34 protein-coding genes and 1 pseudogene are annotated in these 24,222 nt (G+C 64.2%); 20 read left to right on the top strand and 15 right to left on the bottom strand.

The annotated features are described in order from the left end of the window. Positions 1-9: 9 nt before the first annotated feature. From rapZ to GRI72_RS03100, 5 genes are all read left to right on the top strand, one after another. Positions 10-921, top strand: a complete 912-nt coding sequence (gene rapZ, locus GRI72_RS03120; protein WP_160732451.1) for an RNase adapter RapZ — start codon at positions 10-12, stop codon at positions 919-921. Positions 922-1,014: 93 nt separating this feature from the next. Then, positions 1,015-1,428 carry a PTS sugar transporter subunit IIA gene (locus GRI72_RS03115; protein WP_160732450.1) on the top strand — a complete coding sequence of 138 codons (414 nt, stop codon included), beginning with the start codon at positions 1,015-1,017 and terminating at the stop codon, positions 1,426-1,428. Further along, positions 1,428-1,700: an HPr family phosphocarrier protein gene (locus tag GRI72_RS03110; protein WP_160732449.1), complete on the top strand. Its 273-nt coding sequence runs from the start codon at positions 1,428-1,430 to the stop codon at positions 1,698-1,700. Before GRI72_RS03115 ends, GRI72_RS03110 begins: the two co-directional genes overlap by 1 nt. Continuing rightward, entirely contained in the window at positions 1,700-2,521 is an 822-nt protein-coding gene (locus tag GRI72_RS03105; RefSeq protein WP_160732448.1) for a TrmH family RNA methyltransferase, read from the top strand. The genes GRI72_RS03110 and GRI72_RS03105 overlap by 1 nt, the downstream gene beginning before the upstream one ends. A gap of 65 nt (positions 2,522-2,586) precedes the next feature. Beyond that, positions 2,587-2,994, top strand: coding sequence for an META domain-containing protein (locus GRI72_RS03100; protein WP_160732447.1), 408 nt, complete (start codon positions 2,587-2,589; stop codon positions 2,992-2,994). A gap of 13 nt (positions 2,995-3,007) precedes the next feature. Here GRI72_RS03100 and GRI72_RS03095 read toward each other — a convergent pair whose 3' ends face one another. The 4 genes from GRI72_RS03095 to recR all read right to left on the bottom strand — a co-directional run bounded on the left by GRI72_RS03095 (position 3,008) and on the right by recR (position 6,551). Continuing rightward, positions 3,008-3,727: a nuclear transport factor 2 family protein gene (locus GRI72_RS03095; RefSeq protein WP_160732446.1), complete on the bottom strand. Its 720-nt coding sequence runs from the start codon at positions 3,725-3,727 to the stop codon at positions 3,008-3,010. Positions 3,728-3,744: 17 nt separating this feature from the next. After that, positions 3,745-5,211 carry a DNA recombination protein RmuC gene (locus tag GRI72_RS03090; protein ID WP_160732445.1) on the bottom strand — a complete coding sequence of 489 codons (1,467 nt, stop codon included), beginning with the start codon at positions 5,209-5,211 and terminating at the stop codon, positions 3,745-3,747. A 134-nt stretch (positions 5,212-5,345) separates the two neighbouring features. After that, positions 5,346-5,912, bottom strand: coding sequence for a peptide deformylase (locus GRI72_RS03085; protein WP_160732444.1), 567 nt, complete (start codon positions 5,910-5,912; stop codon positions 5,346-5,348). Positions 5,913-5,954: 42 nt separating this feature from the next. Beyond that, complete coding sequence (gene recR / locus GRI72_RS03080; RefSeq protein ID WP_160732443.1) at positions 5,955-6,551, bottom strand: recombination mediator RecR; 597 nt, start codon at positions 6,549-6,551, stop codon at positions 5,955-5,957. A gap of 52 nt (positions 6,552-6,603) precedes the next feature. Here recR and fmt point away from each other — a divergent pair, with 52 nt between their 5' ends. The 5 genes from fmt (at position 6,604) to GRI72_RS03055 (ending at position 10,938) form a co-directional block, all read left to right on the top strand. Further along, complete coding sequence (fmt, locus tag GRI72_RS03075) at positions 6,604-7,509, top strand: methionyl-tRNA formyltransferase (protein WP_160732624.1); 906 nt, start codon at positions 6,604-6,606, stop codon at positions 7,507-7,509. Between the two features lie 32 nt (positions 7,510-7,541). Then, a complete protein-coding gene (locus tag GRI72_RS03070; RefSeq protein WP_160732442.1) occupies positions 7,542-8,609 on the top strand; it encodes an alpha/beta fold hydrolase in 1,068 nt (355 codons plus the stop codon). Further along, a complete protein-coding gene (truA, locus tag GRI72_RS03065) occupies positions 8,606-9,391 on the top strand; it encodes a tRNA pseudouridine(38-40) synthase TruA (RefSeq protein ID WP_160732441.1) in 786 nt (261 codons plus the stop codon). The genes GRI72_RS03070 and truA overlap by 4 nt, the downstream gene beginning before the upstream one ends. Then, positions 9,364-9,744, top strand: coding sequence for a hypothetical protein (locus tag GRI72_RS03060; protein WP_160732440.1), 381 nt, complete (start codon positions 9,364-9,366; stop codon positions 9,742-9,744). The genes truA and GRI72_RS03060 overlap by 28 nt, the downstream gene beginning before the upstream one ends. An 81-nt stretch (positions 9,745-9,825) precedes the next feature. Beyond that, complete coding sequence (locus GRI72_RS03055; protein WP_160732439.1) at positions 9,826-10,938, top strand: zinc-binding dehydrogenase; 1,113 nt, start codon at positions 9,826-9,828, stop codon at positions 10,936-10,938. A gap of 39 nt (positions 10,939-10,977) precedes the next feature. Here the strand turns inward: GRI72_RS03055 and GRI72_RS03050 are convergent, their stop codons facing one another. After that, positions 10,978-11,958: an asparaginase gene (locus GRI72_RS03050; RefSeq protein ID WP_160732438.1), complete on the bottom strand. Its 981-nt coding sequence runs from the start codon at positions 11,956-11,958 to the stop codon at positions 10,978-10,980. A gap of 268 nt (positions 11,959-12,226) precedes the next feature. On the opposite strand from GRI72_RS03050, the gene GRI72_RS03045 reads away from it, so the two are divergent. The 10 genes and pseudogenes from GRI72_RS03045 (at position 12,227) to GRI72_RS03005 (ending at position 16,158) form a co-directional block, all read left to right on the top strand. Continuing rightward, positions 12,227-12,430: a hypothetical protein gene (locus GRI72_RS03045; RefSeq protein WP_160732437.1), complete on the top strand. Its 204-nt coding sequence runs from the start codon at positions 12,227-12,229 to the stop codon at positions 12,428-12,430. 8 nt (positions 12,431-12,438) lie between these two features. Continuing rightward, positions 12,439-12,849 (top strand): hypothetical protein, encoded by a 411-nt coding sequence (locus GRI72_RS03040; protein ID WP_160732436.1) that lies wholly within the window; start codon positions 12,439-12,441, stop codon positions 12,847-12,849. A gap of 1 nt (position 12,850) precedes the next feature. Further along, positions 12,851-13,162: a hypothetical protein gene (locus tag GRI72_RS03035; RefSeq protein WP_160732435.1), complete on the top strand. Its 312-nt coding sequence runs from the start codon at positions 12,851-12,853 to the stop codon at positions 13,160-13,162. A 47-nt stretch (positions 13,163-13,209) separates the two neighbouring features. Continuing rightward, positions 13,210-13,560, top strand: coding sequence for a hypothetical protein (locus tag GRI72_RS03030; protein WP_160732434.1), 351 nt, complete (start codon positions 13,210-13,212; stop codon positions 13,558-13,560). Next, complete coding sequence (locus tag GRI72_RS03025) at positions 13,560-14,480, top strand: IS1595 family transposase (RefSeq protein ID WP_160732433.1); 921 nt, start codon at positions 13,560-13,562, stop codon at positions 14,478-14,480. The genes GRI72_RS03030 and GRI72_RS03025 overlap by 1 nt, the downstream gene beginning before the upstream one ends. Further along, complete coding sequence (locus tag GRI72_RS03020; RefSeq protein ID WP_160732432.1) at positions 14,477-14,788, top strand: hypothetical protein; 312 nt, start codon at positions 14,477-14,479, stop codon at positions 14,786-14,788. The genes GRI72_RS03025 and GRI72_RS03020 overlap by 4 nt, the downstream gene beginning before the upstream one ends. Beyond that, a complete protein-coding gene (locus GRI72_RS14830) occupies positions 14,785-14,916 on the top strand; it encodes a hypothetical protein (protein ID WP_272916362.1) in 132 nt (43 codons plus the stop codon). The genes GRI72_RS03020 and GRI72_RS14830 overlap by 4 nt, the downstream gene beginning before the upstream one ends. A gap of 376 nt (positions 14,917-15,292) precedes the next feature. Then, on the top strand, positions 15,293-15,442 hold the full coding sequence (locus tag GRI72_RS03015) for a hypothetical protein (RefSeq protein ID WP_160732431.1): 150 nt from the start codon (positions 15,293-15,295) through the stop codon (positions 15,440-15,442). Then, positions 15,435-15,689: a hypothetical protein gene (locus tag GRI72_RS03010; protein ID WP_160732430.1), complete on the top strand. Its 255-nt coding sequence runs from the start codon at positions 15,435-15,437 to the stop codon at positions 15,687-15,689. The genes GRI72_RS03015 and GRI72_RS03010 overlap by 8 nt, the downstream gene beginning before the upstream one ends. Positions 15,690-16,073: 384 nt before the next feature. Continuing rightward, positions 16,074-16,158 (top strand): annotated as a pseudogene (locus tag GRI72_RS03005). Between the two features lie 1,639 nt (positions 16,159-17,797). Here GRI72_RS03005 and GRI72_RS03000 read toward each other — a convergent pair. The 10 genes from GRI72_RS03000 to GRI72_RS02960 form a co-directional block, all read right to left on the bottom strand. Continuing rightward, positions 17,798-18,028 carry a hypothetical protein gene (locus GRI72_RS03000; protein ID WP_160732429.1) on the bottom strand — a complete coding sequence of 77 codons (231 nt, stop codon included), beginning with the start codon at positions 18,026-18,028 and terminating at the stop codon, positions 17,798-17,800. Positions 18,029-18,344: 316 nt separating this feature from the next. Continuing rightward, positions 18,345-18,932, bottom strand: a complete 588-nt coding sequence (locus GRI72_RS02995) for a lysozyme (RefSeq protein WP_160732428.1) — start codon at positions 18,930-18,932, stop codon at positions 18,345-18,347. Further along, on the bottom strand, positions 18,929-19,093 hold the full coding sequence (locus GRI72_RS02990; RefSeq protein ID WP_160732427.1) for a hypothetical protein: 165 nt from the start codon (positions 19,091-19,093) through the stop codon (positions 18,929-18,931). The genes GRI72_RS02995 and GRI72_RS02990 overlap by 4 nt, the downstream gene beginning before the upstream one ends. Then, the gene (locus GRI72_RS14825; RefSeq protein WP_272916361.1) at positions 19,086-19,208 is read right to left on the bottom strand and encodes a hypothetical protein; all 123 of its coding nucleotides are present in this window, start codon (positions 19,206-19,208) and stop codon (positions 19,086-19,088) included. Before GRI72_RS14825 ends, GRI72_RS02990 begins: the two co-directional genes overlap by 8 nt. Continuing rightward, complete coding sequence (locus GRI72_RS02985; protein WP_160732426.1) at positions 19,205-20,407, bottom strand: helix-turn-helix domain-containing protein; 1,203 nt, start codon at positions 20,405-20,407, stop codon at positions 19,205-19,207. The genes GRI72_RS14825 and GRI72_RS02985 overlap by 4 nt, the downstream gene beginning before the upstream one ends. Then, positions 20,407-20,622, bottom strand: coding sequence for a hypothetical protein (locus tag GRI72_RS02980; protein ID WP_160732425.1), 216 nt, complete (start codon positions 20,620-20,622; stop codon positions 20,407-20,409). Before GRI72_RS02980 ends, GRI72_RS02985 begins: the two co-directional genes overlap by 1 nt. Positions 20,623-20,737: 115 nt before the next feature. Beyond that, the gene (locus GRI72_RS02975; protein ID WP_160732424.1) at positions 20,738-22,651 is read right to left on the bottom strand and encodes a glycosyl hydrolase family 28-related protein; all 1,914 of its coding nucleotides are present in this window, start codon (positions 22,649-22,651) and stop codon (positions 20,738-20,740) included. Then, entirely contained in the window at positions 22,648-23,100 is a 453-nt protein-coding gene (locus GRI72_RS02970; protein ID WP_160732423.1) for a hypothetical protein, read from the bottom strand. Before GRI72_RS02970 ends, GRI72_RS02975 begins: the two co-directional genes overlap by 4 nt. A gap of 59 nt (positions 23,101-23,159) precedes the next feature. Continuing rightward, complete coding sequence (locus GRI72_RS14990) at positions 23,160-23,729, bottom strand: NUMOD4 domain-containing protein (protein WP_160732422.1); 570 nt, start codon at positions 23,727-23,729, stop codon at positions 23,160-23,162. Positions 23,730-23,826: 97 nt separating this feature from the next. Next, positions 23,827-24,162: a hypothetical protein gene (locus GRI72_RS02960; RefSeq protein WP_160732421.1), complete on the bottom strand. Its 336-nt coding sequence runs from the start codon at positions 24,160-24,162 to the stop codon at positions 23,827-23,829. Between the last annotated feature and the right edge of the window lie 60 nt (positions 24,163-24,222).

Genomic DNA, 24,222 nt, shown 5'->3' with positions numbered 1-24,222 from the left:
CCCATCATCATGGCCGACGATTCGCCCGCTGATCGCCAGCATATCCTCCTCGTCACCGGGCTTTCGGGTGCGGGGAAGACGACTGCCCTGCAGGTTTTGGAAGACCTCGGCTGGGAGGCGATCGACAATTTCCCGATCCGCCTCGTCGGCCGCCTGATCGGGCCGCCCAATCCCGAGGCGACGCGCCACCCGCTGGCGATCGGGTTCGATTCGCGCACCCGCGGGTTCGTGCCCGAGGAGATCATCGGCAAGGTGAAGGACCTTTCCCGGCGGCCCGACCTCGTGGTCACGACGCTGTTCCTCGACTGCAACAGCGGCGAGCTGGAGCGGCGTTACAACGAGACGCGCCGACGCCACCCGATGGCGGCCGACCGGCCCGTGCGCACCGGCATCCAGGCCGAACGCGAGCTGCTGGAGCCGCTGCGGCGCTGGGCCGACGCGGTGATCGACACCTCGAATTTCTCCAGCAACGACCTGCAGCAGGCGATCCGGGGCCAGTTCGCCGACACGGCCCCGCGTGAAATGGCGATCATCGTGTCCAGTTTCGGCTTCGCGCGCGGCACCCCGCCGCTGGCCGACCTGGTCTTCGACATGCGTTTTCTCGACAACCCGCACTGGGTGGATGGCCTGCGCGAGCAGACCGGGCTGGACGCGGCCGTGGGCGACCATATCGAGCGCGACGCCAGCTTCGCGCCGGTCTTCGCGCAGATCCGCGACCTCGTGCTGACGCTGATCCCGCGATACGAGGCGCAGGGGAAGAGCTACGTCAACATCGCCTTCGGCTGCACCGGCGGGCGGCACAGGTCGGTCTATGCCGCGCAGCGTTTCGCGCAGGCCTTGCGCGAGGCGGGTTTTTCCCCCACGGTCATCCATCGCAATCTTGGATCGCGCGCGGCCGACGAGATCGAAGGCCCGCAATGAGTCACTGCCGTCGGCCATGGTTCGCATGATTTCCCTGCCCCAACCCGCCCTCCTCCAGCCCGCCCTCCCCCTACCCGGACGAAGCACCAGACAATGATCGGCGTCATCCTGGTTACCCACGGCCGCCTGGCCGATGAATTCGTTCACGCGATGGAGCATGTCGTCGGCCCGCAGGACGCGATCGCGACCGTGTGCATCGGCCCCAGCGACGACATGGAGCAGCGGCGCAAGGATATCGCCCGCGAAATCAAGCGCGTCGATGGCGGCAAGGGCGTCGTGATCCTGACCGACCTGTTCGGCGGCACGCCTTCCAACCTCGCGATCTCGCTGCTCGAGGCAGGACGGGTGGAAGTGATCGCCGGGATCAACCTGCCGATGCTGATCCGCCTCGCCGGGGTGCGCAAGAAGGCCACCGCTGCCGAGGCCGTGCGCGCCGCGCGCGAGGCCGGCCAGACCTATATCACCGTGGCATCCGAACTGCTCGGGCAGCACGCCGATATCTCGTGATGGAGCGGCGCGAGGTTACCATCGTCAACAGCCGCGGGCTTCACGCCCGGGCCAGCGCAAAATTCGTCAATGCCGTCAGCCAGTTGCCGCCCGGCACACAAGTGCGCGTCGCCAAGGGCGGGAACGAGGCGGCCGGCGGCTCCATCCTCGGCCTGATGATGCTGGGCGCAGCCAGGGGCGACACGATCGAGGTGATCGTTAGCGGCGAGCGCGCCCCGCAAGTGCTCGACGAACTGTGCGAGCTGGTGGCCAACGGCTTCGGCGAAGACTGATGCCGGGCGCGCCGCGCCGGCTGATCACCGGCTTTTCCAACCCCACGGTCAAGTTCCTGCGTTCGCTGCGCGACAAGAAGCACCGCCGGCGCGAAGGGCGCTTTCTTGCCGAAGGGCTGCGCCTGCTGACCGACGCGCGCGAATCGGGCTTCGTGCCGGAAATGCTGGTCATGGCCGACCGGCGCGACCCGCATCCGCTGGCCGACGCGCTCGAACAGGCGGTCGAAAGCGCGGGCGGAACGATCGTCGAGACGACGCCCGAAATCCTGTCGAAGATCACCGGCAAGGACAATCCGCAGGCGATCGCAGGCGTCTTTCGCGCGTTCGATACCTCGCTTGCCGCGATCGAGCGCGATGCCGCGCCGATCTGGCTGGTCGCGCAGGCGCTGCGCGATCCGGGCAACCTCGGCACGATGCTGCGCACCGGCGATGCGGTCGGTGCGGGCGGCCTAATCCTGATCGACGACTGCACCGATCCTTTCGCGGTCGAGGCCGTGCGCGCCAGCATGGGCGCGATCTTCACCCAGCGGATCGCCCAGGCGCGGTGGGACGAATTCCTCCCCTGGCTGCGCGGCGGCCCGGGCCAGCTGGTCGCCGCCAGCCTGCGCGATGCCGTGCCCTATCGCGCGGCGCCCTACGCCGCGCCGTGCTTCATCCTCGTCGGCAATGAATCGCGCGGCCTGCCCGCCGATTACGAGAGCGCCTGCGACCTGCGCGTCACCATGCCGATGCGCGGCCGTGCCGACAGCCTCAATGCCGCGGTGGCCGGGGCCGTGCTCGCTTACGAGGTCCTGGCCTCGCTCGAGCGTGGCGATAGCTGACGAAAGGCTCGCCGGGGGCGGTTCATTCAGCCGCGACTCAGCCATTCAACCCTAGGCCCGCGCGCATGAGATTCGCCCTCCTGCCGATTGCAGCGATCGCGTGCGCCGCCTGCGTCCCGCGGGCGGCGGTGCCCGAGCGCCTGGCCGGAAGCCAGTGGCGCTTCGTCACCATCGACGGCGATTCCCCGGTCGACCCCGGCCGCTCGACCCTCACCTTTGCCGACGATCGCATGTCCGCCAGCGTCGGCTGCAACGCGATCGGTGGCGAATGGCGGGTGGAACAGGGCCGCCTGATCGCCGGCCCCCTGGCCGGCACGCGGATGTTCTGCGAAGGCGACGTGTGGGAACAGGAACAGGCGATCTCCGCCCTCCTGGTCGCCGCGCCGGTGATCGAATGGCGCGGCGAGGACCTGGTCCTGCGCTCCAGCGGGCACGAGGCGCAGCTCGAACGGCTCGGGGCCGACGCTTCCTGACCTTTCCCGCGCGCTAGTCGCCGGCGACGAGGCTGGTAATGCTCCAGGTGCCGTCGCGACTCGACGCGATCAGGCGATAATCGATCAGGCTGCGAAGCCGCTCGCTGGCGATGTAGCCGCGCACGCCGTCGGCCGTCTCGACGTGCTGGAACGGCGCCTCGGGCACGTAGCTTTCCACCACCTCGACCGCTTCCCACGAAAGCGCGCACAGGCGCTCGGCCCGCTCTTGCGCCGCCATTCGCAGCGGAACGTCCTCGCCGGTCACGATCATTCCCATCATCGGATCGACCCCGTCGATCGGCTGGGCGAAGTACCACGGCATCGTCATGCTCGCCTGCCCCTCGGCCGCGCAGCCCAGCGACAGGAGCGTTTCCAGCTCGGCCCACAGCGCGCCGCCCGGCGCCTCCAGCTCGCGGCGCAACTGCGCCCGGCCGGCCCCGCCGCCGAAGTCGAGCTTCACGTCGGGGGCGGCGAGCGCCAGCATGGCATCGACATCGCGCGCCGCGATCGCGGCGGCCAGGTCGCGGCGAAAATCGGCCGCCCCGGGCAGGTCCGCGCATTCGTCGCGCGGCGCATAGGGCCCGCTGGCGAGCGACGGCGCGGGCTGGCCGGCCGCTTCCTCCACCAGTTTCTCGGTCGCATCGCGCAACTGCTCCGACGGGGCACGGCCTTCCCCGCACCCGGCAAGAGCCAGCGAGACAGGCAGGAGAGTCAGGATCGCGAGGTGGCGCATCGTCGCGCTTTTCCCCGTCAACCGGCGCCCTTGTCAAGCGAGGGCAGCACGCGTTCGCCCTCTTCGCGGACATCGTCGGCAGTATAGCGCGGCGTCGCCTCCACCAGGGGGACGTCGGGTATCTCGGCCTTGCCGATTTCCACCCCCTTTTCCGCCATCCGGCGACCGGAAGAAAGCACGTTGCGTTCGAAGCTGCCGACGAACTTGTTGTAGTTGTTCACCGCGGTTTCGAGGCCGCCGCCGACCCGCTTCAGATGCTCCGAGGCCGCGCGCAGGCGGTCGTAGAGCTCCGCCCCCATTGCGCCGATCGCGCGCGCCTCGTCCGCCATCCTGTCCTGCCGCCAGACTTGCGCGACCGTGCGCGCGATCGCCACCAAGTTGGTCGGCGTCGCCAGCAGCACCTTGTTGCGAAAGGCGAAATCCCACAGCTCGGGATCGTGTTCGAGCGCGGCGGCCACGAAATGCTCGCCGGGAACGAACATGACCACGTAATCGGGCGCGTCGTCGAACTGGCTCTGGTAGCTTTTCGAGCCCAGCGTCTGGACATGGCCGCGCATCGATTTCGCGTGGAGATCGAGCTGGCGCGAGCGCTCGCCCTCGTCATCGGCCTCGAACGCCGCCTGGTAGGCGTTGAGCGAGACCTTGGCATCGATCACCAGCTTCTTCTGCCCGGGCACGTGGACCACCGCGTCGGGCCGCAGGCGCCCTTCCTCGGTATCGATCGAGTGTTCGAGGTTGAAATCGGTGTGTTCGGACAGCCCGCATTGCTCGAGCACGTTCTGCAGGGCGCGTTCGCCCCAGCGGCCGCGCGCCTTGGGCGCATTGGTCAGCGAGTTGCCCAGCCGCTGCGCCTCGCGCCGCACTTCCTCCTGCCCGCGCTGCATCTCGGTGATCTGCTGGTGGAGGCGCGCGAAGGCATCGGTGCGCTTTTCCTCCAGCGCGGCAACCTGCTTCTCGTAAGCCTCCAGCCGCTTGCCGACCGGGTCGAGCAGCGCGCGCAGCTTTTCCTCCGAGGTCTTCTCGGAATGGCCGAGCCGCTCGTTGGCCCGGGCGAGAAAGGCTTCCTGCGCCTTGGTCAGCACGGCAGAGCCGGTGTTCTGGAATTCCTTCAGCAGTTCCTCGCGCGCTTCGATCAGCAGGCGCTTCTGCTCGTCGAAGTTCGCGGTCTTTTCCTTCAGCATGGCCAGTTCGGCCGCCAGCGCGCCATTGCTGCGACGCAGTTCCTCCATCGCCGCCTCGTGCTGGCGGCGCGCCTCGCGCAACTCGCCGTCGAGCGCATCGGCCCGCTCGGCGCGGACCGTGGCATTTTCCAGCTCGACGATCGCGCGGCGGAACTTCTCGTCGAGCTCGCGCGCCTCGGCATCGCGCTCGCCATGGCGCGCCTGCCAGTCCCTGACCGGGGCCGCGCCCGACCGGTGACCGAGGAAGTATCCCAGCGCGAGGCCGAGGACGATGGCGGCAATGGCAAGAACTGTCGGGTCCATGCCCGCCCATTACGCGGAACGGAGAGGGAACGCCAGAGGCGCCTGCCGGGAACCCACAGGCAGAGCCTTGCCCAAGCGTCGCGCAGCTGGCGTGCAGGCGGCGCGCAGGCGCCCCGGGCGTCGAACCCGCCGGCCTAGGCTGCCTGGCGCAGTTTCTGCAGCTTCTTGAGCGCCATCTGCCGCTTCAGCCGGCTGAGGTGGTCGATGAACAGGATGCCTTCGAGGTGGTCCATCTCGTGCTGGATGCAGGTGGCCATCAGCCCCTCCATCGCTTCTTCGTGGACATTGCCTTCCAGGTCCTGCCACCGCACGCGGCAGGTCGCCGGGCGATCGACGTCGGCGTAGATCTCGGGGACCGAGAGGCAGCCTTCCTGGTACGTTGCCAGTTCTTCCGCCGGATCGAGGATCTCGGGATTGATGAAGACGCGCGGTTCCCGGATCGTCGGCTGGTGCGTGTGCTGGTGCCCACCGTGGTCGCAGACCTCGGGCTCCGCGTCCGGGTCTTCCGGCTGCAGGTCGATCACCAGCACCCGTTTGGGCACGCCGACCTGGATCGCGGCCAGGCCGATGCCCGGCGCGTCGTACATCGTGTCGAACATGTCCTCGACCAGCGTTTTCAACTCGTCGTCGAACTCGGTCACCGGTTCGGACACGACCTTGAGCCGGGGGTCCGGCACTTCCAGGATTTCGCGAATAGCCATGGCGGGGAAATAGTGCGCCGCCCGGCAAATCTCAAGTGAGGGTTACCCCACCGGGCGCCGCGCGCGCAGGGCCTGGGCCAGCGTGCCCTCGTCGAGATAGTCCAGCTCCCCGCCCACCGGCAGGCCATGGGCGAGCTGGGTCACGCGCACCGGCAGGTCCTCCAGCCGTTCGGCGATGTAATGGGCCGTCGTCTGCCCTTCGAGCGTGGCGTTCATCGCCAGGACGATCTCGTCCACCCCGCCTTCGCGCACGCGTTCAAGCAGCGCGCCGATCGTCAGGTCTTCCGGCCGCACGCCGTCGAGCGCCGACAGCCGCCCGCCGAGCACGTGGTACTTGCCCGTGAACAGCTTCGCCCGGTCGAGCGCCCAGAGATCGGACACGTCCTCGACCACGCAGATGGAGCGCGCGTCGCGGCGGTGATCGGCGCAGATCCCGCAGGGCGCGCGGGTATCGATATTGCCGCACACCGGGCATTCGACGAGCTTGTCCTTCACCTCGGCCATCGCGGCGAGCAATTGCTCCAGCGCGGTTTCGCGGCGCTTGACCAGCCACAGCACCGCGCGCCGCGCCGAGCGCGGGCCGAGCCCGGGCAGCCGCGCGAGCGCCGATGCCAGGTTCTCGATCTCTTGCGATGCCATGGGGGCGGAGATAGGGGCTGCGCGTCCGCAACGAAAGGTGGCCCGCCCGCTTATGCGCATCGTCTTCATGGGAACGCCCGATTTCGCGGTGCCGGCGCTGAAGGCGCTGCACGCGGCCGGGCATACGATCGCCGCCGCATATACCCAGCCCCCGCGGCCGGCCGGCCGGGGCAGGAAGCTGCAGCCGTCGCCGGTCCAGCGCGAGGCGGAAACGCTCGGCATCCCGGTCCATTCCCCCGCCTCGCTGAAGCCGCAGGACGTGCAGGACACGCTGGCCGAGGCGAAGCCCGATGTCGCGGTGGTCGCGGCCTACGGGCTGATCCTGCCGCAGGCCGTGCTCGACATCCCGGCGTGCGGGTGCCTGAACATCCATGCCAGCCTGCTGCCGAAATGGCGCGGGGCAGCACCGATCCAGCGCGCGATCCTGGCGGGCGACGCGGTTACCGGCGTCACGATCATGCAGATGGAGGCCGGGCTCGACACCGGGCCGATGCTGGCGACCGCGCGCACCCCGGTCGAGCGCAAGACCGCGGGCGAGCTGACCGCCGAGCTGGCCGAAATGGGCGCGCAGCTGATGGTCGGCACGCTGATCGACCTGCCGGCCCTGCAACCCGTCCCGCAAGACGATGCCATGGCCACCCACGCGCCCAAGATCGACAAGGCGGAGGCCCGGGTCGACTGGTCGCACGATGCCGAGGCGATCGAGCGCCAGGTGCGCGCCTTCGCCCCGTTTCCCGGGGCGTGGTTCACCCTGGGCGGGGAGCGGATCAAGCTGCTCGCCGCAGATGTCATCGCGCGCGAGGGCAAGCCGGGCGTGACGCTGGACGACGATCTCACCATCGCCTGCGGCTATGCCGCGTTGCGCCCCACCCGCATCCAGCGCGCTGGCAAGCCGACGATGGACGTCGCAGCCTTCCTGCGCGGCCGCGCCGTGCCGGCGGGAACGATGGTGGAATGACCCGCACTCTGCACGATCACGGGAGCTGACCGATGACCAGGACGCCGATCGCCCGTTTCACTCTGTTCGCTGCGCTTGCGCTCGGCCTCGCCCCGGCGGGTGCGACCACCGCTGCCGAGCCCGGCCCGTCTGAGTCAGGCCCGGCGGTCGAACGCTACGGCGTCGATCTCGAATACTTCGCCTACCCTTGGCCGGTCGAGACGATGCCGGTCGAAGTGGGGGACCGCGAAGCGCAGCTGGCCTTCATGGACCTGGCGCCCGACAGGCCCAACGGGCGCAGCGTCGTCCTGCTGCACGGCAAGAACTTCTGCGGCGCGACCTGGGAGGACACGGCGCGGGCCCTGCTGGGCGCCGGCTACCGCGTGCTGATCCCCGACCAGATCGGCTTCTGCAAGTCGTCCAAGCCGCGCGAGGCGCAATATACCTTCGCCATGCTGGCCTCGTTCACGCGCAAGCTGATGGAGCGGCAGGGGATCGCGCAGGCCGCGATCGTCGGCCATTCGACTGGCGGGATGCTGGCGATGCATTTCGCCCATGCCTATCCGGACGCGACGCGGCAGCTCGTGCTGATCAACCCCCTCGGCCTGACCGATCGCATGGCCGAGGGTGTTCCCTACGTCCCCCTGTCGCAATTGATCGCGCAGGAGCGGGCGAAGGATTACGAGGCGATCCGCCGCTATCAGCTGGAAACCTACTATCACGGCCACTGGAAGCCGCGCTACGATCGCTGGGTGCGGATGCTGGCGGGCCAATATGCCAGCGGCGACGCCGTGGCCCATGCCCAGGCCAAGACCAGCGAGATGATCCTGACCCAGCCGATCGCGCAGCACATCGAGGGCATCGCCATGCCAGTAACCTTGATGATCGGGATGCGCGACACGACCACGTTCGGCAAGGGGCAGGCTCCGCAAGAGGTGCAGCGGCGGCTGGACGCGATCCCGGCCCTGGCCCAATCCGCCGCGCCGCGTTTCCCCGCCGCGACGCTGGTGACGTTCGACGATCTGGGCCATTCGCCGCAGGTCGAGGCGCCCGAGGTGTTCGAGCCGCGCCTGCTCCAGGCGCTGGCCCGGGCCGAGAAGCGCGCCGCCACCGGGACATGACCCGCTTCGCCCTCACCCTCGAGTTCGACGGCACGCCGTTCATGGGCCTGCAACGCCAGCCGCACGGCCCCAGCGTGCAGGAATCGGTCGAGCGCGCCGTCCATGCCGTGACCGGCGAGGAGGCGACGCTGCATTCGGCCGGGCGGACCGATACCGGCGTCCACGCACTGGCCATGCGCAGCCATGTCGATATCGAAAAGCCGTTCGAACCCTTCCGGCTGATGGAGGCGCTGAACGCGCTGCTCCGGCCCGATCCGATCGCGGTCACCGCCTGCGAGATCGTGCCCGGCGACTGGCACGCGCGCTTTTCCTGCACAGGGCGGGCTTACGAATACCGGATCGTCAACCGGCGCGCGCCCTTGACGCTGGAGCGGAACCGCGCCTGGCAGGTGCCCCAGCCGCTCGACGCCGAGGCGATGCATCGCGCGGCGCAGGCGCTGGTCGGGCGGCACGATTTCACCACGTTCCGCTCGGTTCACTGCCAGGCCGCCAGCCCGGTCAAGACGCTCGACCGCCTCGCCGTGCGGCGCGCGGGCGAAGAGGTTTCGATCGCGGCCGAAGCGCGCAGCTTCCTCCACCACCAGGTCCGCTCGATGGTCGGCTGCCTCGCGCTCGTGGGCATGGGGCGCTGGCCGGTGGAGCGGGTCGCGCGCGCGCTCGAGGCTCGCGACCGGCAGGAATTGGGATTGAATGCCCCGCCGCATGGCCTGTATTTCGTTAGTGCCAGCTACGGCACGAACGCGGGGGACGAGACATGGCGAAGTGGTACAAGATCCCACTGACCTTCAGAATTACCGAGCGCGAGTATCGCGCCAATATCAATGGAATAAACATCGTTTTTGGCGCGGTCCTGGGGTTCGTCCTGGCCGGCGCCGAGGGCCTGCCGCCACACGATTTCGCAGGTCTTCTGTTTATCAGCGCGTTCGTTGTGGTGATGATCCTTTATCTCGGATCGACCGAATATACCCTGTTTTATGCATTGGCGACCGCGTCCAGTATCGTGTTTCTCCCATTCCTGCTTGAAGTGGTTGGAGTGGCACGCGCAGAGGTTCCGCAACTCCAGCCGACCCTTGCTGTCTGGGCGATCATGATCGTGATGGCAGAACTCACCCGGGAAAGGACGAACGATGCTTGACCTAACGACACCCTAGCCAAGCGCTTCTCTCGCGCTTAGCGATAGGCCCGATCGATCGAGGATCGAAGCGGGAGAATGCAGATGACGACCACGGGCAAACAGCTTTTCACCACTCTTGAAAGCGACGGTACGCTGACCGTCGAGATCGCGCAGAGCGAGTTTCCCGATCCCACCGGCAACCAGGTGCTGGTCAAGATGGAAGCCGCGCCGATCAACCCGTCGGACCTCGCGATCCTGACCGGCGCGGCCGATTTCGAGAATGCCGACTATTCGCCAGGCAAAGTCGTCGCCAAGATGCCCGAGCCGTTCAACTCGGGGCAGAAAGCCCGCCATGGCCAGCGCCTGCCCGCCGGCAACGAGGGTGCGGGCACCGTCGTGGCCACCGGCGACAGCGACATGGCAAAGGCGCTGATGGGCCAGCGCGTCGCCTGCGTGCCCGGCACCGCCTTCTCCGAATATGCGATTGCCGATGCTGCGATGTGCCTGCCGCTGGGCGATCACAGCGCCGAGGCGGGCGCATCCAGCTTCGTCAATCCGATGACCGCGCTGGGCTTCGTCGAAAACGCCAGGATGGATGGCCAGAAGGCGATCCTGCACACCGTCGGCGCGTCGAACCTCGGCCAGATGCTCAACCGCATCTGCCTCGAAGACGGCATGGGCCTCGTCAACATCGTCCGCAAGGACGAGCAGGCGAAGCTGCTCAAGGACCAAGGTGCGACGCATGTCGTGAACTCGTCGGACGACGACTTCCTCGAACAGCTCAAGGCAGCGATCGACGAGACCGATGCCTTCTACGGCTTCGACCCGATCGGCGGCGGCAAGATGGTCGATACCTGCTTCAAGGCGATGGAGCAGGTCGCGGTCGGCAAGATGAGCGAATACTCGCGCTATGGCTCCAACCAGCAGAAGCGCATGTTCATCTACGGCCGCCTCGACTTCGGGCCGACCACGCTGACGCCCAGCTACGGCTTCGGCTGGACGCTATCGGGCTGGCTGCTGACGCCGTTCCTGCAGAACGCGGGGATGGAAACGGTGATGCGGATGCGCAAGCGCGTGCTCGACAACCTCACCACGACTTTCGCCAGCCATTACAAGACCAAGGTCGATCTCGAAGGGATGCTGACGAGGGACGCGATCCTCGACTATCGCCAGATGAAGACCGGCGAGAAATACCTGGTCACGCCGCACGGCTGATCCGCGCACCGTGCCCTCCCCGCCCGCCCGGCGGGGAGGCTAGCCGCCGTCGAAGGCGCGCTGGATGGCCGCGGGATCGCCTTGCCCGCTCGCCAGCAGCAGTTGCAGCAGGATGCGCGCCTTCTGCGGGTTGAGCGCCCGCGCGGCGACGAAACCGCGCTTGTCGTCGGCCGGCTCGCGGTCCACCAGCCCCTCGTCCGCGCGGCTCGACCGGACCACGCGGACACCCTCTCTGGCCAGTTTCGCGAGTTCGCCCCGCACGGCATCGGGCATGTTCCCTTCGCCGACGCCGGCGATCACCACCCCGCGCGTGCCCGGCCCGACCTGTCGCCGCAGGGCCTCGGCATCGAGACCGGCATGGACGTAGACGATCGCGACTTCGGGCAGGTCCGCCGTCCACCGAAAGGCCGCGCCGGTCCCGTTGCGCCAGGGGGCGCCGAACCATTCGAGCGAGGCGGGCGTCACCAGGGCGACCGATTCGCGCGGAAAGCCGCGAAAAGCCTCGGTGCCCCGGGTGCGGACCTTGTACACGTCGCGCGCGGCGAAGACACGGTCGCCCATCACCACCAGAACGCCGCGCCCCGCCGCCTGCGGATCGCTGGCGACGCGCACCGCATTGGCGAAATTGCGCAGGCCGTCATAGCCGACGGCATCGGCCGGTCGCATGGCGCCCACGACCACCACCGGCTTGTGCGCGGGCAGGACCTGGTCGAGCAGGAAGGCGGTTTCCTCCAGCGTATCGGTGCCGTGGGTGACGATCACGCCGTGGCAATCGTCCTCGGCCAACGCGCCCTGGGCCGCCGCGTGAAGCGCGTCCCACACCGCCGGGCCGATATTGGCCGAATCGATGTTGGCGATCTGCGTGCCCGAAAGCTCCGCCCCCAGCCCCAGGCCGCCGGCCTTCTCCAGGTATTCGTCGATCCCGATCTCGCCCGCGCGATATTCGTGCTTGATCGCGGAGCCGGCGATGCCCGCGATCGTGCCGCCGGTGGCCAGGATGCGAATGTGCGGTTGGCTCATGTCCGCGCGCCCTAGCGCCGCCGCGCCGCGCCGCCAATGCCCATGCGCCGCGGGCGATTGATTATCCGGCCATGCGCGCTATGTGCTGGCGCTCCCGTGGGGCGGTTAGCTCAGTTGGTAGAGCATCTCGTTTACACCGAGAAGACAGCCGCCTTTTCGCCTTGGACCTGTCCAACGTCGCGAGAACAAGGCGGGATTCAATGCAGAACAAACGAGCATTTGCGGACCAATCGCGGACCACTTTTCTGCGCCCGCCTTCCCTCTAGCAATGGAGATAGGAAACATGGCTAAACTTAAAATCACCGGCTTCCAGTTCGGCTTCGCAGGCGTGGTCATCGCCTTCATGAGCGCGCTTCATCGACCGCGGTTCGTCCGCTTGGTCGGGCAAAAGGGGTGGCTACTGCTTGCCGGGCCGCTGTCCGTATCGCGGCTTCCGACCAACCGGCGCGCCCTGCACGCCTGCATCTTTTGAGGCCCGACATGAACGTATATTTCGAACCCCTCGACGTTGAAGAACTCGACCGAGAAACTGTCGAGCAGGAAAGCGATCCCGACGTTCTACAGGGATGGTTGCGGGAGCAATCCGCGCAGGCCGCTGAGCTTACGGAGATGAAGAAGGCCATGTCCGGGACCGGCGGCGGGATCGGGGTCGCCAGGAAGCTCGGTTTCACGCGCCTGTCGATCCTGTGGATCAAGAACCGCCTCGCCCAGTTGGACGAAGCTCCGGCGGATGAATCCTTCAAGCAGAAGGCCAAGCGACAGGCGAGGCAGCTTGGCACACTCCAGGAGGCGCTCACCAAGGCCAAGGCCCGCAACAAAGAACTCAATCGAGAGAACGAGCAATTGCGCGCCGAGATCGCCCGCCTCTCCCCCAGCAAGAAGGATAACTGACATGAAGGATAAACTGGTAGAGCGCGCCCGCTTTCTGGCGAGCGGCCAGGACGATCCGCACAGCGTAACGATTGACGAACTGTGTGATCGCATCGAAGCTCAGGCAGCGGCGTTGCGGGAGTCGGCAGCGGCACTCCAATGCGCGAAAGAGGAACTCGCACTTCTTATACCGGCTGAATGCTTACAGGATGGTGGTCCACAAATCCCCGCTGACTGGCCCGTTCCCAACGAAGCTGACGGAGAGTGCATCCAGTCTGCATGGGATGCTATTGAAGGGAATTATATACTTGACTCCCGAAAACAGATAGGGTAGCTATCTTCTTATCGGGCGGGTAAGCCGCTAAAGAAAAGGAGAAAAACATGGGACAAAGTCCGTATACCATGCCGGTTCGTTATGAATATGAGAAAGGCTATACCGCTCGGTTCCGCTATCATCAGGTTTGGGATAGGCTCGATGGATCGCTAGTTTCCTGCCATGAGACTTACGCGTCCGCGATGCGGAAGATTGAAAGGCTCAATGAGGAATGGCGAATGACATATCAACCCAATCTCGAAGATACAGGTGATATGTCATCTATAAAGCATCGTTCCGCAGCGGACGCGCTACTCCATTACCGTGGAGCGCTGGCGGCAATCGTTGCCGATGTTGATTGCTGCGCCGCATCAAAAGCTATCGCTCGTGACGCGTTGCGCGAACAAGGAGTTGCGTAATGAGCAAATCGACCATCTCCACTTTCGAACTGTTTCAGATGTTCCCCGATCAGGAGAGCGCCCGCGCCTATTTCGAGGAGCGACGCTGGCCTGACGGGGCCACCTGCCCCGCTTGTGGCGAGGCGGAACGCATCGGAACGCGCAAAGGCGGCTTCTACCGCTGCAACGCCTGTTTGCTCGATTTCACCGTCCGCACGGGCACGATTTTCGAGCGGTCCAAGGTGCCGCTGCACAAATGGCTCTACGCCATGTATCTGCTCGTCACGGCTCGCAAGGGTATCAGCAGCGTCCAGCTTCACGCGCAGATCGGCGTCACGCAAAAGACCGCTTGGTTCATGCTTCAACGGCTGCGCGAAGCCTGCGGCAACGACCCTACTGAACTGGCAGGAACGGTCGAAATCGACGAATGCTACATTGGCGGCAAAGAGTCCGCGAAGCACGAAAGCAAGCGTCTCAAGCTGGGGCGTGGCGGTGTCGGTAAGACTGCCGTGATCGCTGGCCGCGAACGCGAGAGCGGACAGGTCAAGGCAGAAGTCCGCGATACTGTCACGGGCCGCAATGCCAACGGCTTCACTAGTCGCCATGTTCAAGTCGGCTCGACCATCCACACTGACGAAAGTGCGATCTACAACCGCGTCGGCGGGCTGCTCTACAAGCATGAGCGCATCAACCATTCCGCTGGCGAGTATGTGCGAGGCGATGTGACCACGAACGGCATTGAGAGCGTGTTCGCGTTGCTCAAGCGCGGTCTGCACGGGGTCTATCACCACGCAAGCCCGAAGCATCTGCATCGCTATGTCGGAGAGTTCGCTTTCCGCCTTGGTGACGGCGATGTGAGCCATCACACCATGCAACGCCTTGAGCGGCTGTTCAGTGCAGCCATTGGGCGGCGCATCACCTACGCGGAGTTGATCGCATGAATAATACGAACGATGAAAACCGGCCTTTGACCGAGAAGGAAACCGCGATGATTGACGCGGCTTGGGAGCGCCACAAGGCAGCGAGGTTCGGCAGAACTGTGGCCTTAGAAACTCGCCTATTGGAGTTCGTGGACTTGTGCTGGGAAAATCCCCTTGGGGGAGATGAAGAGCGCGATGTTGCCTATGGACTAATCCGACAAGCGGCGGCGGAGATCGCCAGCCTTCGCCAGCGCATTGAGCAATGCCCTGCGCGTCACTCAATGCATGGTTGTCCTGCCTCTTTCCTGGCAAAGGAGCGGGAAGAATGACCGAACGCATCAAGCAAATACTCGACGCTGTAACCGACAAGGTGATGGCTTACCGACCTGCCGACAAAGGCCAGCAGGCGAAGAAGATCGAACGCCGCGTGAAGCGTCGCCGAAAGAAGCAGGATTAGGAGGATGGGAAGTCAAGTATATAATTCCCCTATTGAAGCCGCCCTCGCCTCCCACCGCAAAGCCACCAGCGAACAATAGGAGAGACATCGTGCGTAATGCAGCCAATGACACCGAAGAAGGGGTAGCGATCCCCTACATTGCCGCCCGATGCAGCACAGCGGGCGCTTTTTCTGGCGTATCATTCCGAGCGACGGCCCGGTTATTTCGGGCTTTGCGCCGAATAGCATGGCCGGGATGCGCGATATGATGCGCGCTGCCGGGGAGTATTCGAGTGACGATCTTGTTCGGGCAGAGATACGCCTAGAAGGCAACGAGTGGTCGCCAACGGAGATCGCGGTTACCCGCCCTGAATGATCGGTAAGGGAGAATAGAGCGATGACTGAGGCAGAACGCGAACGGGCTGCGATTGTGGCGTGGCTGCGGACTTTTCCAAGCGTCATCGGACTAGACGAAATGGCCGCATGGAATGTCGCCGCGCATATTGAACGCCTCGACCACCACAAGGAGGACGGCAAATATGACTGATCTTAGAGAGGTGATAGCGAGAGGGTTACGGGAAAGCGATCCCGAGGGCTGCGACGAAGATTGGTCCTACGAACCACAGGCGAAGAAGCTGCTGGCGTTCTTCAAGCAAGCAGGGCTTGTTGTGTTGCCTGTGGAGCCTACGGAAGCGATGGTGGAGAGAGGCTTGGATAACTGGTGCCTAGACTCAGACGATCCCGAGCGAGACGTCCTCCGCATCTACCGCGCCGTGATCGAAGCCGCCAAGTGAGCCGCACTCTTATAGGCGTATTAGGAACCCTGATTATCCTGGGGTTAGCGGTGGTGATCTATTCCCATAGGGCTGAGCGGATCGAGGTGGGACCGGAGCTGCCGGGCTAATCGCCGCCCCAGCCTTCGCCTGTCATACTGCCGACGCCTTCGCGCATGGTGATCTCCTATCGTTGTGACGCAGCGGCCAAAGCGTCCTTACGCGCAGCCTCACCCGCGATCAGGTGTATCGCGGGTGCGTCACTGAACCGCCGCGTCACCCTCTCTCTGTAGCGGAATACCGGCTTGTAGCCAAGGAAAAAATGTGGTAGTGAGGCCATCGCACTAGGCGGCGCTGAAAGCAGAAGCGCTAATCAGTGGAGCGAGAAGTCGAATATCTGATTGTGGAGCCGGTGGCTGTAACTGGTGATAGGCAGCGGTCGGTAAACAACCCAATCGCCTTATGCGGGTTCGATTCCCGCCCGGTTCCAACCGGACCCTCGACTGGACTAAAACGAGGCGCAGGTGAGCGCCTATCGCCCACACAGCCGGAGTCGCGCCCGGCCCTAGTGCAATTTCACTTTCCTACACGCCCCCACCCTGCATAGACCGCAGGCCATGATTCGAGAAAACATCCTGGCCCGCGCTCGTCTTGCCTTCCGTAAGGGACGCATGAGAGAGTATCTTATACTGACCATGCTTGCCCTAGAGGCAGAGACGATACGAGAGACTAGCCATCCCTGACGTTGCCCTTTCCGTTACCGCCGCGTGCTGTCTCTTATGGGGCATTGCCATGGGGGTGGCCGCTTTCGTTCCGAACCCCGATCATGACAGGGGGAACAAGATCGCGCGGTTTGCCTTTGGCCTGTTGCTGGTGGCAGGGGCAGCGTTCTTCGCTTGGGCCGCGTTTACGATGCCGAAGCTGACCGCTTAGAGCAAAGCCGGTCGTAAACCTCGTTATGGGCAAGCACCTCTAGGAAGGTTTGCTCGGTATCGAACAGGTTCCCCGGGTCGTCCGCGTCGGGAGCGATCGGGTGCGGCTCCACGGTCAGCCGTTTAGCGGCTAGGCAGAAGTCGCTGGCAGTTCGCGGGGGTTCGTGCCGACCGCAGGCACTGCTCGTAACGAGTGCGATCACCAGTCCGAATGTCATCGCGCGCTTCATTGGCTTTCTCCGCCCGTTCGATAGTCTTGCGTAGATCCCCTTCCCGTTGGACCTTCGCGCCGATCTCTTGATTGGCCCTGTCGTCCGCTTCCTCGCGGGCCTGGAGCCACAGAATGCCGCCGATAAGGGCCGCCAGCAGGATGGCGAGCCATATCCACCGCTGTAGGCCAAGCGCCTTTGTCCCGAGCCACGCTAAGAGCATCGCACTTCCTTTCGCTATGTTCTTGCCATGTTCCGCAGGTTTTGGCAAGTATTTTCCGCTTGCTTTATCGGGCCGGATTCGGCAGTATCTGTCGAGAAAGGGGATTGAGTATGGACTGGCAGCCGATTGAAACACTACCGCAAGGTGAGGCAGTTTTGCTTTTCTATGAGGGGCCGTTCACCGACACAAAGGCCACGGGGCACACCGTCGGCACATGGCTGGGCGGCGATGAATGGTGGCTCACGGCAATTTGGGCTGGGGCGAGCGGGCGGGGTAAGCCCCTCAAGTGGATGCCCCTACCGAAAGCGCCCGATGCCTAATCCCCTCGACTACGCCACCGACAAAGAGAGGCAGCGCTTAAAGGAACTGGACGCCATAATCGCATTTGCAGCCCCCGCCCGAAAAGAGCGGAGAAAGATCATGGACCGCCTCGTTAAGAGGCAGAAAGCGAGCAGGGAATGAGCGAGGAAACCACCTATCGAGTGACGTGGAGGCCGCCGCCGATGCACTACGATGGCCGGTTCCTGCGCATCTATCACCATCGCGATGATCCGCCGGAAGTCACTGTCGAGTGCCTTTGCAGGCAGAAAGCGAGTGAAGGATGAGTGACCGTCAATTTCTGCCCGATGGCGAGCAACGCTTCTATGATAGCGTGGTGGACGGGCTGCGACGGAAGGGATGGAGCCGGATTGAGGCAGAGGGCGAGGCGCTAGACAAGCTGGAACGCCTCCGCGTCAACAGGTCCACGAACCTGTCCGCGCCTAGCTAATCCCCTCCCTCCGCCTCATATTTCTGGCGCGCATAGATCCACCCCCCGCAACCGGCGCACAGGGCAGTCCACCCCCCGCCGAATGCCACCGGGTCGAAGCTCTTGTTCACGAACACATGCCAGATCGACGCGCCGAGAAACGTCAAGACGCCCAGCAGCGAAGACAGCCGCGAAATGTCGAGGTTTTCGTTGCCCCGCGCATACAGCAGGTCGCGCAGCAGTTTCATAGCTCGTGCCCTCCGCTCCACCCGTTTCGATGCCCTAGTTCGTGGCAGGCAATCCGCGCGAACAACTCTACGTCCCCCATCGGGCACGGGTTCGGCAGCACCAGCACCGGCGTTCCCTCAACCTGGAACGCGCATCCCAGCAGGGTGTAACCAGCAGGCACTCCCAACGGGCAATGATCGTTCACGTCATCTGCGAACATGACGATTGCCACCCCTTCCCCTTGGAACCGCTCAGGCGGCATTCCGGCGAAGTAGGGGCGCTCGACCGGCGCGGCCGATGCTACCGATAGACCGGCTGCAATGGCCGCTAGGGCCTTCACCGGGCCTCTCCGCGATACATGGAGGCCTCGGCAGCACGGCGACGCGTCAGCCCGCGTAGCACCCTACCGTTGGCCTTGTTCCAGCGCGCAAACTCGTTCGCAGCGCCTTCGTAGTCGCCTTCCATATGCTTGCGGAACAGCGTGGAGCGTTTGAGGCTATCAGGGCCAAGGTTGAACGCGAACGACACCATCGCATCGAACTGGCCTTGCGTAGTGGGGGCGCTGCCGAGCATATCCCGCACAGGGTCAGCGTGACGCTCAATGTCCACTAGCAGCAGCTTGTCAGCCTGCGCCTGCGTGATCGTCTCGCCGGGGTGAACGGGCCGCCCGTCAATGCGGGTTGCGCCGTAACCGATAGTCCAAGGCTTGCCCCCGGTGCCGGGGTCGGGATAGGCCGTCAGCTTGCAGCCTTCGAATTCCTTAATCAGATCCAGCCCATCGTCGCTCAGGGCCAGTTCGTTCCCGGCATAGTCGAGGTTCCGCATGGCAGCGTCTAGCGCACGGTCGAGTGCTTCGACCTCGACTTGCTTGAAGCTACGGCCCAACAGGCGGCGGACTGCATCGAACACGGTCTTGCGGTTCATCGTGACCTCCCCATCGAACGGCCAATTTCCTGCACCCAGCACCCCCAGTCAGAGGCGGGCTCGCCAGCGTCCAGGCGCTTCACGATCTTGAACAGCACGTTCGCGAAACCGGCGTTGGTTTCGGACACGGCGAAGCCTTCCGGGCGGGTGCGGTCACTCATCGATTTCCTCCCTGCGCTGGCGCTGTTCCTCGGCGTCCGCCTCGCACTGGTCGAGATGGGCTTGCCAAACGGCCTCGGCTTCATCGCCAAGCCAAAATGCGAGACGGTCGATCATGCTGCGAAGGCCCTCAATTGCGGCGGAGTGTAGTGGTCGGGATGCTTTTGAAGGATGCGGTCGCGCACCATCTCGATAGGCATGACAATCCGCCCCCGGTCGCCGTAGCGGCGGGACCGCAGGACAAGGCTCATGCACTGCTTTGAGCGCCAGCCCCCGTCATGGGCATACTTGTCGCGGGGCGCGAGGTTGTTCCAGCTTTCGAACACGCACCCGGCAAGCTCTTTCCGCTGCGAATGGTGGACGTGGCCGCCGTCGAGATAGCGGAACTCAGCCTCCCCCCAATCCGCGCTGAAATCGCTTGAAGCCACGTCGCGGAACTTTTCGGGCTTGGCTTTGTCGCCATGGTGGACAACCACCAGCGTCTTGCCCATGCGATAGGCGATGTAGGGGCTTTGGTTTGGCAGGACCGTCACGCGGGGATTGTTCCGGTGGAGCGAACGCATATGCGCCGCCATCCAGACATCGTTCGACCGCGAGTGATTGCCCTGATTATAGAGCAGGTCCACTTTCTGCGCCTTCGCCAGCGCGCGCTCGCAAATGAACTCGCTGATCTCCAGGTAAGCGTCGATCATCTTCCAATAGCGGGTGTCCTGATCGACCGCGTGACCGCTCGCCTCGGTTTCCGCCTTGAACGTTTCGAAGTGTGTCCCGTCGCCAAGGTCGTTAATGACCATGCGCTCGCAATCCGGCGCTGCATCGATCAACGCGGCGGCGGCTTCCATGATCTCGCGCTTGCCAATCGCGATGTCGAAGTTGGCTCCCGTCTCCACCTCGCTCGCTAGCATCCCGATATGGGCGTCCCCGATTTGCAGCCACGGGATTACGTCTGCATCGGGTTCGTCCGGGGCGGCCGGAATGCGCGTCGGATCGATTGGCTTGACCCGCTCGATTGCGCTGGCGATCCCCTCCCAATAGTCACGCTCCGCTTTGCGCGTCTTGAGCCATATCGGCTCACCCGTCTGCGTTTTCGTGAACTGGGAATAGCCGCGAAGCTCGAAGCCCTCGGCAATGCGGCCTTCCATGTCGGCTTTCAGTTCGTCGCCGGTTTGGAACCTCTCCCTCGCCTTATGGACTTGATCGGAAAGAGTCTGGCGCGGCATGTTCAACCGGCGGGCCGCCTCCGCAATGCTGCCGTACTCAGAGACGACGCGAAGGGCCTCTAGAAGCTGATCTTCGCTTAGCCGCGGTGTGGGCATTACCCGAATATCCCTTGCCAGAGCTTCATGAACCCGGCCCCGGCAGCCCCACCGGCGAGGCCAACCCCCACCAGCAGGCCGATGCCCCGGTTCTTCAATTGCGCCAGTTCCGCCTTGTCGGTATCGAGATCGGCGCGAATGGCCTTCATGTCCGCGCTCAGTTCGTCGATGCGCTTGACCACGCCCTCTTCGAGCAAGGTTTCGATGCGGGCCAATCGCTCCCCCTGTGTCATTTTCACCTGCACCTCCCCCAAACGAAGGCGCAGGCCGCCAGCGAACAAAGCGCCGCACCGGCCAAAAGGCTGATAAGAAAGCGGGATTCGAGCGTCGTCATGACGCGATTATCCCATGGTTGCGAAGTGCCGCTATAACCTCATTGAGGGTCGCCTGATTGGGGGCACCGCTGGCATCGTCAGCAATTGCGGGCTGTTGCGCGCCCAGAACCTTTGTTCCAGTGTAATACAGGCCATCCGGGCGGGCGGACAGCCGCTGACTGAGGTTCACATTGCCATAAGTCCCCGTCTTGCGCCGATAAGCGGAAATATTGATGTTATCGCTGGTGTCGGCACTCGCGAAGACAATCCTGTTGTCAGGGCTACCGCCGTTGTAATTCTCCCACTCAATTGCGACCTGGCTCCTGAACAGAGCAAAGTCCTGGAAATATGCCGAATATCCCGTGCTCGCCGTGGACGAGGCAGGGGACGACCCCGCCGCCGCGAACGTCTGCCGCGCAGCGTGGAGAACGGGATTGGAGGTGTTCGGCTCGATATCCCTTTGGGGGAACGTCCCGCCACGGGAATAAAGGCCCGTGGAGTTTGCCGGATTGAGAAACACCACCGGGCTTGTCGCGGTATGGCAGGACAGGAACGAAGGCCGGGTGCATCCCGCCGCAAATTCAACATCAGCGGCCTGGCTCGCCTCAAATCGAACCCCGACACAAGCGGTTTCGCGCCCCCCGGTTCTCAGCCCGACCCGGCAGCCTTCCGCGCGCCCCCTGGTGATGCCAATTGTATCGACACCATTTTCAACGTCGAAACCAAAATCGCAGGCGATGGCCTCACAGTTGAAGAAGCTGTTTTCGTTTGCCGCATCTTCGGCCACAAACGAACGCTTCATATATATCGCCGCGCAGTCCATGATGGAGTTAGTGTAGGAGGCAGCATCAAGAGGAGCCGAACACCTGACGCTAATCCCGCCCGCGCAATAGACAGGCTGGCCCGCGCCCGTTGCGTTGGCAGACATGGTGAATTGCGTTGCGCTATCTACGGATAGAACGGTCGTCCCGGCGGGAATATGGGGGCCGAAAACCGACTGCCCAGCCCTGACCCGAGACGTGTTATTCCCCCCCGCACCGGATAGCGTAACCACGGCAGAACCGCCCGTGGTGGTCGGACTTCCGAACCCCGCGCCGCCCGTAAACGAGCAATCGCGCACCACAGCGTTATTAACACTGGCGAGATCAACCGCTATGCAGTCCTCACCGTTAAGATCGAAATGCAGCTTCTCGACCCCGCAATAAGCGGTAGATCCGAACGCCGAATTAGTGTTCTGACAAATCGCGCCAGTGGCACCCGACGCAGCCTTTATGATCGTGCTGGACTTAGAGGCCCCGACCCATCGCGTTCCTGCGGCGTTCAACTTCATGGCCCCAGGGGAGAGGGTGTAGGTCCCATCGGGGATGAAAATTTCCTGCCCCAAGTGCGCGTCGTAAGCCGCGACAAATGCCGCCGTGCTATCCGTCGCCCCGGTCGGGTCCGCGCCGTAGTCGAGAACCGAAGGACGTTCGCGCAGCTTGGCTTCCACGTCCCGCAACGCGGCCCCGGCCCCGCTGTCGATCCAGCCAACACGGCCTGCGCCACCGGACGCGGCGAGATCGGCCGAGTTTTCTTTCGCATCCAAGTCGGTGGTCAGGTCGGTGACCGCGCTCTGCGGAATATCGCCCGGCAAGTTGTTCAGGACGTAGTTGTCGCCAAACCCCTCAATCGGCGGGCGAGCAAGGTCGCCCCCCGGGTCCAACACCTGCAAGAGCTGCCCGGTCGCGGCGGTCCAGTAGAACTGCACCATGCCGGTGTCTTCGTCCGACGTGGCGTAGTTGACGATATTGCCAGCGCCGTCAGTGAACCGCGTGCCTGAGCGGTCCTGGTAAATGTCCACCACCGCGCCGGTGTCGTCCACGATCTGCGCCCGATAGCCAAACAGCACGTCGCCGCGCAGGTTGGTCAGCGTTTCATAATACTTGTTCATGCGCCACCGGTCCCCCTGGTGAAAGTCGCGGAAATGTCGTGGGAGGCGGTCTGGCCGAGAGAGTCGGTCACGATGACACGCCAGGTGTCAGTGACGATCTGCCCGGGGATCAGGCCGCTCTTGCTGAAGCTGGTGCCAGCGCTGGTCGGCGCGGTGGCGGTCGAGGGGTTTGCGCCCCCATTCGCAACCAGCGACCAGGCGTAAGTGTAGGGACTGAAGCCCCCGCTGGGGCTGGCCGTCACAAGGTTCGTTACAACCGTCGAACTGTCCTGATGCCCGCTCGTATCGGGCGCAGTGACCGCAAGCGGATCGGCAAAGATCGCAACCGTCCGCAACACGCCGCCATCCATGACCTTCAAGGTGCGAATGCTGCGATTGACCCCCGCCTGCCGGATAGTCAGTCTCGTGATCGTGCGGAGCGTGCCCGCGTCGCGGATTTGCAGGGCCATCAGGCACAAAAAAAGCGGCCCGTAGGCCGCTCCCTCAGTCTTTTCATTTCGAAGCCCCCTTAAATGTGCTTCCAGGTTTTTCGCTTGATCGCATTGCAGGCGGTGGCAGGGGACACCCCGTATTCCCTCGCCAGCGCATTGGTGCCCTCGCCCCGCCTGTAACGGAGGCGCATCTGCCGGACAGACGCCGCATCCAATTTGGAGTTATGGACCCGCTCTCCGCGAGGGGCGGCCCCCAGTCGAATTCGATCCGATCCGTTTTCTCGGGCTGTCACCCAGCGCAGATTTTCCGCTCGATTATTGCCGGTATTGCCATCCCAATGAGCACAGTGTTCTTTGTCGGGCGGGCAAGGGCCGTGAAATGCCTCACAAACGAGACGATGGACAAGCGCCGGTCTGATCTTAGTATCGCGTTGCAACGAAACCCGGAGATAACCGTAGGGCCCTGCAGTAGCCCTCATCAAGCGCTCCCCCACCTTGCGGGTAACGGGGTTCCCGCGTTTCGATAGGAAGTGCTGAACGTGTGCTTTAGACTTCACGCGCCCAAGGTTGCTAACCTCGTAACGGTCCTCCCACCCGGGAATGGCTTTCCAAACTTCATCGGGCGGGCTATCGGCTTGGTCAGCCATACGGGCGCTCCTATCGCTCGTGTTGGTCAGGGCCGCGCGGTGTTACCAGCACCGTTGCGGCCCGCTGACCTTAGAACAAAGGGCGAATCTGAGCAACCTAATACGTCATTAAAATGTCCCCATTTGACATTGTTGGGGTGGCCGCGCCCTCTGCTTGGACGAATATGCGGCCCGAGGCGTTTGCCGCATTTCCATGGTGCAGGACCGCCCCGCGCGCGCTGACTGTGGGCTGTCCGGTGAAGGCAGGGGCGTCGAGCGGCGCGTAGCCCGACAGGTCAATTGCGGTCACCTGATCGTAAAGCTCGCGCCCGTCAGACATGAGCTGGCGAATTGCCATATTGATCGTGCCTGGCGAGGTCGTGCCCTCGGCAATGGACTGCCCGTCGATGGTCAGATTGTTCGATGGCGTAAGGCTGTAGTCGCTGAAGGACATTGCGGCGCTCCAAACGAAAAAGCCGCCCCGTATTGGAGCGGCTGCTAGGTTGTGGTATGG

It is taken from the genome of Pelagerythrobacter marinus (assembly GCF_009827515.1).
Lineage (GTDB): Bacteria > Pseudomonadota > Alphaproteobacteria > Sphingomonadales > Sphingomonadaceae > Pelagerythrobacter > Pelagerythrobacter marinus.
The sequence above is the reverse complement of the archived record's forward strand: the minus strand, read 5'-3'. Positions and strand labels throughout refer to the sequence as shown.

Bases quoted from the DNA above. Each gene is read 5' to 3' on its own strand.
- GRI72_RS14990 (WP_160732422.1), bottom strand. From the start codon at position 23,729: ATGGCTGACCAAGCCGATAGCCCGCCCGATGAAGTTTGGAAAGCCATT.
- GRI72_RS03015 (WP_160732431.1), top strand. From the start codon at position 15,293: ATGACTGAGGCAGAACGCGAACGGGCTGCGATTGTGGCGTGGCTGCGG.
- GRI72_RS03000 (WP_160732429.1), bottom strand. From the start codon at position 18,028: ATGAAACTGCTGCGCGACCTGCTGTATGCGCGGGGCAACGAAAACCTC.
- GRI72_RS03030 (WP_160732434.1), top strand. From the start codon at position 13,210: ATGGGACAAAGTCCGTATACCATGCCGGTTCGTTATGAATATGAGAAA.
- GRI72_RS02985 (WP_160732426.1), bottom strand. From the start codon at position 20,407: ATGCCCACACCGCGGCTAAGCGAAGATCAGCTTCTAGAGGCCCTTCGC.
- GRI72_RS03010 (WP_160732430.1), top strand. From the start codon at position 15,435: ATGACTGATCTTAGAGAGGTGATAGCGAGAGGGTTACGGGAAAGCGAT.
- GRI72_RS03035 (WP_160732435.1), top strand. From the start codon at position 12,851: ATGAAGGATAAACTGGTAGAGCGCGCCCGCTTTCTGGCGAGCGGCCAG.
- GRI72_RS14825 (WP_272916361.1), bottom strand. From the start codon at position 19,208: ATGATCGACCGTCTCGCATTTTGGCTTGGCGATGAAGCCGAGGCCGTT.
- GRI72_RS03115 (WP_160732450.1), top strand. From the start codon at position 1,015: ATGATCGGCGTCATCCTGGTTACCCACGGCCGCCTGGCCGATGAATTC.
- GRI72_RS03040 (WP_160732436.1), top strand. From the start codon at position 12,439: ATGAACGTATATTTCGAACCCCTCGACGTTGAAGAACTCGACCGAGAA.
- GRI72_RS02970 (WP_160732423.1), bottom strand. From the start codon at position 23,100: ATGGCCCTGCAAATCCGCGACGCGGGCACGCTCCGCACGATCACGAGA.
- GRI72_RS03070 (WP_160732442.1), top strand. From the start codon at position 7,542: ATGACCAGGACGCCGATCGCCCGTTTCACTCTGTTCGCTGCGCTTGCG.
- GRI72_RS03045 (WP_160732437.1), top strand. From the start codon at position 12,227: ATGGAGATAGGAAACATGGCTAAACTTAAAATCACCGGCTTCCAGTTC.
- GRI72_RS03085 (WP_160732444.1), bottom strand. From the start codon at position 5,912: ATGGCTATTCGCGAAATCCTGGAAGTGCCGGACCCCCGGCTCAAGGTC.
- GRI72_RS03020 (WP_160732432.1), top strand. From the start codon at position 14,477: ATGAATAATACGAACGATGAAAACCGGCCTTTGACCGAGAAGGAAACC.
- GRI72_RS03090 (WP_160732445.1), bottom strand. From the start codon at position 5,211: ATGGACCCGACAGTTCTTGCCATTGCCGCCATCGTCCTCGGCCTCGCG.
- GRI72_RS02990 (WP_160732427.1), bottom strand. From the start codon at position 19,093: ATGAGTGACCGCACCCGCCCGGAAGGCTTCGCCGTGTCCGAAACCAAC.
- GRI72_RS02975 (WP_160732424.1), bottom strand. From the start codon at position 22,651: ATGAACAAGTATTATGAAACGCTGACCAACCTGCGCGGCGACGTGCTG.
- GRI72_RS03050 (WP_160732438.1), bottom strand. From the start codon at position 11,958: ATGAGCCAACCGCACATTCGCATCCTGGCCACCGGCGGCACGATCGCG.
- recR (WP_160732443.1), bottom strand. From the start codon at position 6,551: ATGGCATCGCAAGAGATCGAGAACCTGGCATCGGCGCTCGCGCGGCTG.
- GRI72_RS03025 (WP_160732433.1), top strand. From the start codon at position 13,560: ATGAGCAAATCGACCATCTCCACTTTCGAACTGTTTCAGATGTTCCCC.
- GRI72_RS03060 (WP_160732440.1), top strand. From the start codon at position 9,364: ATGGCGAAGTGGTACAAGATCCCACTGACCTTCAGAATTACCGAGCGC.
- GRI72_RS02995 (WP_160732428.1), bottom strand. From the start codon at position 18,932: ATGAACCGCAAGACCGTGTTCGATGCAGTCCGCCGCCTGTTGGGCCGT.
- GRI72_RS03055 (WP_160732439.1), top strand. From the start codon at position 9,826: ATGACGACCACGGGCAAACAGCTTTTCACCACTCTTGAAAGCGACGGT.
- GRI72_RS03095 (WP_160732446.1), bottom strand. From the start codon at position 3,727: ATGCGCCACCTCGCGATCCTGACTCTCCTGCCTGTCTCGCTGGCTCTT.
- GRI72_RS14830 (WP_272916362.1), top strand. From the start codon at position 14,785: ATGACCGAACGCATCAAGCAAATACTCGACGCTGTAACCGACAAGGTG.
- truA (WP_160732441.1), top strand. From the start codon at position 8,606: ATGACCCGCTTCGCCCTCACCCTCGAGTTCGACGGCACGCCGTTCATG.
- rapZ (WP_160732451.1), top strand. From the start codon at position 10: ATGGCCGACGATTCGCCCGCTGATCGCCAGCATATCCTCCTCGTCACC.
- GRI72_RS02960 (WP_160732421.1), bottom strand. From the start codon at position 24,162: ATGTCCTTCAGCGACTACAGCCTTACGCCATCGAACAATCTGACCATC.
- GRI72_RS03105 (WP_160732448.1), top strand. From the start codon at position 1,700: ATGCCGGGCGCGCCGCGCCGGCTGATCACCGGCTTTTCCAACCCCACG.
- GRI72_RS03110 (WP_160732449.1), top strand. From the start codon at position 1,428: ATGGAGCGGCGCGAGGTTACCATCGTCAACAGCCGCGGGCTTCACGCC.
- GRI72_RS03100 (WP_160732447.1), top strand. From the start codon at position 2,587: ATGAGATTCGCCCTCCTGCCGATTGCAGCGATCGCGTGCGCCGCCTGC.
- fmt (WP_160732624.1), top strand. From the start codon at position 6,604: ATGCGCATCGTCTTCATGGGAACGCCCGATTTCGCGGTGCCGGCGCTG.